Consider the following 6,999-nt stretch of genomic DNA (forward strand, 5'->3'; position numbering starts at 1 on the left):
ATTTGTATGCGTTAGGGGCGAGTTTGATTCATTTGTTAACCGGGATTTCCCCGGCTGACTTACCCCAGCGTGAGTTACGGATTCAATTTCGCGACAAGGTGAGTATTAATCCTCAATTCCTCAACTGGATTGAAGCCCTGAGTGAACCGGATTTAGGACTGAGGTTTAAGACAGCTTCTCAAGCCCTAAAAAAACTCAAACAAGGTTATTTAATTAAGGATAATACCCCAAGGATTAAACCCCCGGCTTCTAGTAAAATTAAAATTGACAAATCGGTCGCGGATCAACTTAGTATTACTATTCCAGCAAAGCCAATGTTATTACTGCGAGACTTGTTTGGTTTTGCTCTAAAAATAGCACCACTTATAGGAACATATATTCTAATTATGCTTATAGCGATAATGTTCATTTTGATAATTCCTTTAGGACCTTACTTGGTAACTTTATTATTGTCTCTGCTTATTTCATTAGGAATTTTAATGAACATTGATTTCGCTTTTTTAATTTTAATTTTATCAACAACAAAAATGGTATTTGTTGTTAAAAAAACAATGTTTTCATTCAAAGAATGGTGGCTTAAATTTAAAAGAAATACATGTAAATCAATCATGAATGACATAAAAAGAACAAGTTTTGTTTCTTTAAATAGCTACCGCATTCAATTTGATAGAGAAGGATTAATCTTTGAATGCTGTAAGAATTACATTTTATTTAAAATGTATGATCAACCAACAAAAAGAAACACTCGAAAAACAAAACTAGAAAATACTAATTATTATAATTCATACCTTCAAGAACTTACAGTTAACTCTGATTGTCATCAAATCTATCTAAAAACTCTAACGGATACATATACGATAAGGGGTTTATCTCAAGCTGAATGTAAATGGATACTCAAAGAAATCCAAACCTGGCTCGATCAATGCCAATAATTCAATAAAGCACTGTATTTTAAACCTGAGTATGCGGAAACACCATCTACTAAAAAACCGTTATAAATTACTAATAAATCTCAAAGAAAATGCGGGTCGCCAAACTTGGATAGCCACTGACGTAAAAGCCTCATCTCCTAAAACAGTAATGATTAAGCTGCTAGCCTTTAATCCTCAGATGCAATGGGATGAACTCAAGCTGTTTGAACGAGAAGCCAAAATTATGCAAACCATCAATCATCCGAGAATTCCCCAATATATTGATTATTTCACCGTCGATTCAACTGAGGGAGAAGGATTGTTATGGTTGGGGCTAGTGCAGAACTATATTAAAGGCGACTCTCTTCAGGATTTTTTAGATAAAAAAAGATACTTTCGCCGAAAAGAAATCTACTATATCACTGAGGAGATTCTAGAAATTTTGATTTATTTGCACGAACTCAGTCCGCCAATTATTCACCGTGACATCAAACCCAGTAACCTACTTCTGGGAGAAGATGACCACATCTATCTGGTGGATTTTGGTGCTGTTCAAGACAAAGCCAAAGCCGAGGGAGTGACGTTCACCGTTGTGGGAACCAGTGGCTATGTACCACCAGAACAGTTATGGGGAAAAGCCGTTCCCGCATCGGATCTTTACGCCTTGGGTGCCACTCTGATTCATTTGGTAACCAACATTCCGCCGACTGAATTGCCCCAGAAAGGAATGCAGATTCAGTTTAAGCATCAAGCAACAAGAATTCATCCTAGCTTTGCCAACTGGATTGAGAAGCTGATCCAACCCGCTGCAGAAAAGCGATTTAAAACAACACGTATAGCTTTGTATGCCTTGAAAAATCTGTCTCTTGATACGAAGAAATTTGGGCAAGATATCGATAGTCTTGAGTCTGAACTCAGATCGAGTTATGTTTGGGGGTGGTTGAGCTTGCTTGTGTTTATCGGTTCTGGGTTATTCTTACTTTTATTGGTGTGATTCAAACTTAAATAAGAAACATCGCTATCCGAGGCGAACCATGTTAAAACCAGCGCAAATATTACAGGGACGTTACCAACTGCAACAGCAGTTAGCCAATAATGCAGGTCGTCAAACTTGGTTAGCCCAAGATTTGAACTCATCGCCCCCGGAACCTGTCATCGTCAAACTACTGGCGTTTAGTCCTCAGATGCAATGGGATGAGTTTAAGTTATTTGAACGGGAAGCGGCGGTTCTTAAACAATTGAATCATCCCCAAATTCCCAACTATCGAGATTATTTTTCCCTGGATAAGGAAACAGGCGCCCGATTGTACTGGTTTGGTTTGGTACAGGAGTATATTCCGGGGAAGTCTTTGCAGCAGTTATTAGACCAAGGCTATCACTTTAGTGAAACTCAGGTGCGTTCGATTGCTACGCAGGTGCTGAAGATTCTCCAGTACTTGCATGGATTAAAGCCACCCGTTTTGCATCGGGATATTAAGCCGAATAATCTGATTTTAGGACGAGACAAGCGGGTTTATTTAGTCGATTTTGGCGCGGTGCAGAATAGTGCAGCCATGGAAGGGGTGACGTTTACCGTAGTGGGAACCTCTGGCTATGCACCCTTAGAACAGTTTTGGGGACAAGCGGTTGCAGCGTCTGATTTGTATGCGTTAGGGGCGAGTTTGATTCATTTGTTAACGGGTATTTCTCCGGCTGACTTACCCCAGCTTGAGTTACGGATTCAATTTCGCGACAAGGTGAGTATTAATTCTCAGTTCCTCAACTGGATTGAAACGCTGACTGAACCTGATTTAGGACTGAGGTTTAAGACAGCTTTTTCAGCTATTAAATCCCTAGAAAAAGGTCATTTAAAATTGTACACAAAAGAAACTATTCTGGCAGATTATAGCAGGATTAATATTAAAAGATCGGCAGATAAGCTTAGCATTAACATTCCAGCCAAACCCAGGCTATTACTGCAAGATTTTTGGTTTTTTATATTAAAGTTGCCGCCGTTTATAGGAGCTGTATTAGCAGAAGTAACGGGAAAATTAATCAGATTTATTGTTTTACATATATGGCTTATACCCAATAAAGATAAGGATCAAATCAATCAACAAATAAATCAATTAGCAGCCCGAAATATATGCGACGAAAACTCAATTACAATTATTAATGATATAAAAAGAACAAGCTTTACTTGCTTAAATAGCTACAGCCTACAATTTGATAGAGACTGGTTTATCTTTGAATGCAATCGCTCCAGTTTATTTAACTTGTTGTCTCACCCAACAACTAATATTCAAAAAAAGGACATCAATAACACTGAGAATCAAGAGTATTGCCAACGGGATAAAACTTTATGTATTAATGAAATTACAGCCAATTCTTCTTACCATCAAATTTATATAAAAACTATAAAGAAAATATATACGATAAATTGTCTATCTAAATCTGAATGTAAATGGATAATTCAAGAAATAAAAAAATGGCTATATCAATCAGAATAATTAGGGTTTGCTGAATAAGTGTTGTGGTCACGGGAGGCAACAGGTAACAGTTTCAACCCTCAGTAATCAGGAAGATTCTGCGATCACAACAGGCACTATGAGTCTATATAGCGCTACGCGCCAGGCTTTCTTGCAATAGGCTTTCTTGCAATAGTGAAGAAAAACGCTTACTCATCAAGGGATTGAGCGATTTGAATTTTTCTTTTATGTCCTAACTAGAGTGCGTAGTGCTATAACTTATAATAATTTTGACTCTGAACTTGAAGAGGATGTCAAATCCCCACTTCCCGGTTAAAGCGTAGCATCTCCAAACTGCGATCGCCGTAGAGATCCGCGATATGATCCTGACAACAGGCGATCGCAAAGTCGTTTAACTCCTCCGGTTCAATCCCATACATTTCCTGAAATATATCCGCCTCCACCCGACAGAAGCGAGGGCGATGGGCATAAATGCGACATTCACGAGTCTGATGATCAAAATTGACACACCATCCATCTTCCCCCACCATACTCAAATACTGGTCTAACTCCTCTGGTGTCAGATAGGTTTCTAATCCAGGGCGTTCAGTTGGGTCAAGATAACAGCATGCACCACATTGCTTTACACAACGCCAAGTTGCCATTGCATTTCACCATAGAGTGATTGATTACCAAGCTTCTCTAGAATAACGGGTTTTCGTCTGTCGGATAGGCAAGGACAAATGACAAATGACAAATGACAAATGACATTTTTGTTACGTTTTGTATAGTTTTGTTAATTTGATTAAAAAAACTGACCCATTTCCCAGTAAAATCTAATCGGCAATTTTTAACGACACCATTGAAATTAGGTTAATTGGGAGGATAGATGGATTTAAGTTTTATCGGGAATATCAACTGGGAACTGATTGCCCAGCTTACCGTGCTGGCGGCGATTGTGATTGCCGGTCCTGTGGTTATTTTTCTGCTGGCTGCGTTTAGGGGAGACCTGTAGCCGTTTGCTTATAGTGGGAGCATCTTGCTCCCTGATGCATTGAAGCTGGGGAAGCAATGTAGAGACGTGCCATGGCACGTCTAGGAGATCAGGGAGATAGGGAAGCCATCTGATGACAGTTGTAGGGGCGGGTTTGACAACTATCGTTTCAGTTGCACCCAAATCTAACTAAACCCGCCCCGACTAAATGACACCCGCCCCGACTAAATGACAAAGGACCAATGACCAATGACCAATCACAACTTTAAAGCACGAGTTGCGGCTTTAATTAACTGATAATAGTGAGGCTGGGTAACATCCACTTGTTTCGCATCATCCCGCTTGAACCCTAAAAGTCCGGTACGTTGTCCTTTTTGAATCACCAGAACTTTGCCTTCAGAATTCCTAATTCGCAACTCGTTTAATGATTCCCATAAACTACAGGTATAGCGACGTTCCTTGTGATAAAATTCAGCTTTTTTAATCGATGATGGGACTGATTCACTCACCCGAATGCCGACTAACTCTAATTCAATCGTCACATTTCCATTCCAGGCATTATCTTTAAGTTTATAGGCAATATCTACATTAGAAGGTAAAGGGAAGTATTCACCCCAACGCCACGCGATCGCATTCAGTTGCTTGGTTCCATCAAATCCAGACAGGGTAAGCTTTAGATGCCCTTTCCCTACAAGTCTTTGTTCCACCACGCGCACATTCGGCGTCCAGAATATCGGGTCAGGATTACCAATCCCACAGGGATGCAATCGGTCAATTTGTTGGTAGAGATTATAGCTAATTTGATTAAAATTCGCCTCGGTGTCTATAGCGACTAAGGGTTTCAGATGTTCCGGTTCTAAACATTGATGGGCAAAGTGACTCAGTTGAGTTTGAAACGCGGTTAAATTTTCACTGGGTAACGAAAACCCTCCTGCGGCTTGGTGTCCGCCAAATTTCCCTAATAAATCATGGCAAGATTGTAGGGCTTCAAAGACATGGAATTCGGGAATTCCTCGTGCGGAACCGCGAATCTGTTCCTGATTTTCGTCTTCATAGGTGCCAATAAATACCGGAACACCATACCGTTCCACCAGGCGCGACGCCACAATCCCAATCACCCCATGATGCCAATCTGGTTGCACCAAGACGAGAACGCGCTGCTGTTGATAGTTTAACTCCTCTTTTTCAATCAGTGCGATCGCGTCTTCCTCGATTTCCGCGCACAGGTGTTGACGTTTTTGGTTAATTTGTTCGCATTGCATCGCCCGTTCTAAGGCGATTCCAGAGTCGCTGGTGGTGAGGAGTTCAATCACGATTTGCGGATCAGCTAATCGCCCCACGGCGTTAATTCTCGGTCCAAGTTTAAAGCCGATATCTTCCGGTTTCAGGGCGATTTGGTCTTCACTGACGCCTGACATTTGAATTAAAGCCTGAATTCCCGCCAGTTGAGATTTAGGTAAGCGTTGCAAGCCTCGTTTTAACCAGCGGCGGTTAATTCCATTTAAGGGGGCGAGATCGGCTATAGTTCCTAGGGTGAAGAGTTCTAGGAGTTGGCTAGTGAGTCCCTGATGCTGACCTAAATCTTGGGCGAGGGTAACGGCTAATATATAGGCGACACCGACTCCAGCTAAACTGCGGTAGGGGGAAGATTCCGGTAACTGTTTCGGGTTGAGAATTGCATCGGCGTTGGGGAGTTCAGGGGGAAGGTCGTGATGATCGGTAATAATAACCATTAGACCCAATTCTACAGCGCGGGCGATCGCGTCGTGTGCTGCAATCCCATTATCCACAGTCAGAATTATCCCCACGCCTTCATTGGCGAATTCTTCCACAATCCGAGTATTAATCCCATAGCCTTCTTTCATCCGGCTGGGAATCGCATACTCCACATCCGCCCCTAACCACCGTAATGCCCGCAGTAACAAGGCGGTACTGGTCATCCCATCAGCATCATAGTCCCCACAGATCGCTATTTTCTCATTTTCTGCGATCGCTTCTTTGAGCATCTCCACACTAATCGCCAAGTCGGGAAATTCATCAAGCGGGGTGGGCATCGCCTGGGATTCTGGATATAAATAGACCATAGCTTGATCTACGGTGTCGAATCCTCGATTAAGTAACACTTGACCCAGCAGGGGTGACAATCCTGTCCCTTGGGCGAGTTGGTTGGCTTTTTCTGGGTTAGCGGAGGAAATTTGCCACCGCTGATTGGGCAGAGGTGTTGGGGATGGGGATTGGTCAGAACTAGATGGGCTGAACACGCTAACTTGGGCAATTACAGTTGGGCTAGAGATAGTCTACAGCAGATTTGTCCTTTGTCATTCGTCATTCGTCAGGGAACGGGGAACAGGGAACAGGGAATCGGCAATCGGCAATCGGCAATCGGCAATCGGCAATAGGGAGCAAGGGTAAGGTAGAGTTTTGAGTTAACTCACAACTTCCCTATCTTCCCCATCTCCCTCATCTCCCTTATCTTCCCCATCTCCCCCATCTCCCCCTGCTCCCCCCTCATAAGGGTAGGTTTTTTAAGATTGGGGTGGAGGTAAGACAAGGGAGACAGGTAGACCAGTAGACAAGGAAGAGTGAGAACGAAAAATCGGGCGTTTCGGCTTTTAGAAGTGAGTTTGACCGAACCTAATTTTGTACG

At 42.2% G+C, this 6,999-nt stretch carries 5 protein-coding genes and 1 pseudogene; 4 read left to right on the forward strand and 2 right to left on the reverse strand.

Going from position 1 to position 6,999, the window contains the following annotated elements:
• The 3 genes and pseudogenes from RIE73_RS28555 to RIE73_RS28565 all read left to right on the forward strand — a co-directional run.
• A pseudogene (locus RIE73_RS28555) lies at positions 1-932 on the forward strand (hypothetical protein); the annotation flags it as partial.
• 31 nt (positions 933-963) lie between these two features.
• Entirely contained in the window at positions 964-1,905 is a 942-nt protein-coding gene (locus tag RIE73_RS28560; protein WP_446404386.1) for a serine/threonine protein kinase, read from the forward strand.
• Between the two features lie 40 nt (positions 1,906-1,945).
• Complete coding sequence (locus RIE73_RS28565; protein WP_446404387.1) at positions 1,946-3,400, forward strand: serine/threonine protein kinase; 1,455 nt, start codon at positions 1,946-1,948, stop codon at positions 3,398-3,400.
• A 272-nt stretch (positions 3,401-3,672) separates the two neighbouring features.
• On the opposite strand, the gene RIE73_RS28570 is transcribed toward RIE73_RS28565, so the two are convergent.
• Positions 3,673-4,023: a YkgJ family cysteine cluster protein gene (locus tag RIE73_RS28570; protein ID WP_446404388.1), complete on the reverse strand. Its 351-nt coding sequence runs from the start codon at positions 4,021-4,023 to the stop codon at positions 3,673-3,675.
• 224 nt (positions 4,024-4,247) lie between these two features.
• On the opposite strand from RIE73_RS28570, the gene psb30 reads away from it, so the two are divergent.
• Positions 4,248-4,373, forward strand: coding sequence for a photosystem II reaction center protein Ycf12/Psb30 (gene psb30, locus RIE73_RS28575; protein WP_006099423.1), 126 nt, complete (start codon positions 4,248-4,250; stop codon positions 4,371-4,373).
• Positions 4,374-4,609: 236 nt separating this feature from the next.
• Here psb30 and recJ read toward each other — a convergent pair whose 3' ends face one another.
• On the reverse strand, positions 4,610-6,613 hold the full coding sequence (gene recJ, locus RIE73_RS28580) for a single-stranded-DNA-specific exonuclease RecJ (RefSeq protein WP_446404389.1): 2,004 nt from the start codon (positions 6,611-6,613) through the stop codon (positions 4,610-4,612).
• Positions 6,614-6,999 lie beyond the last annotated feature (386 nt).

This window comes from Coleofasciculus sp. C1-SOL-03 (assembly GCF_040220555.1).
In the GTDB taxonomy this organism is placed as follows: domain Bacteria; phylum Cyanobacteriota; class Cyanobacteriia; order Cyanobacteriales; family Coleofasciculaceae; genus Coleofasciculus.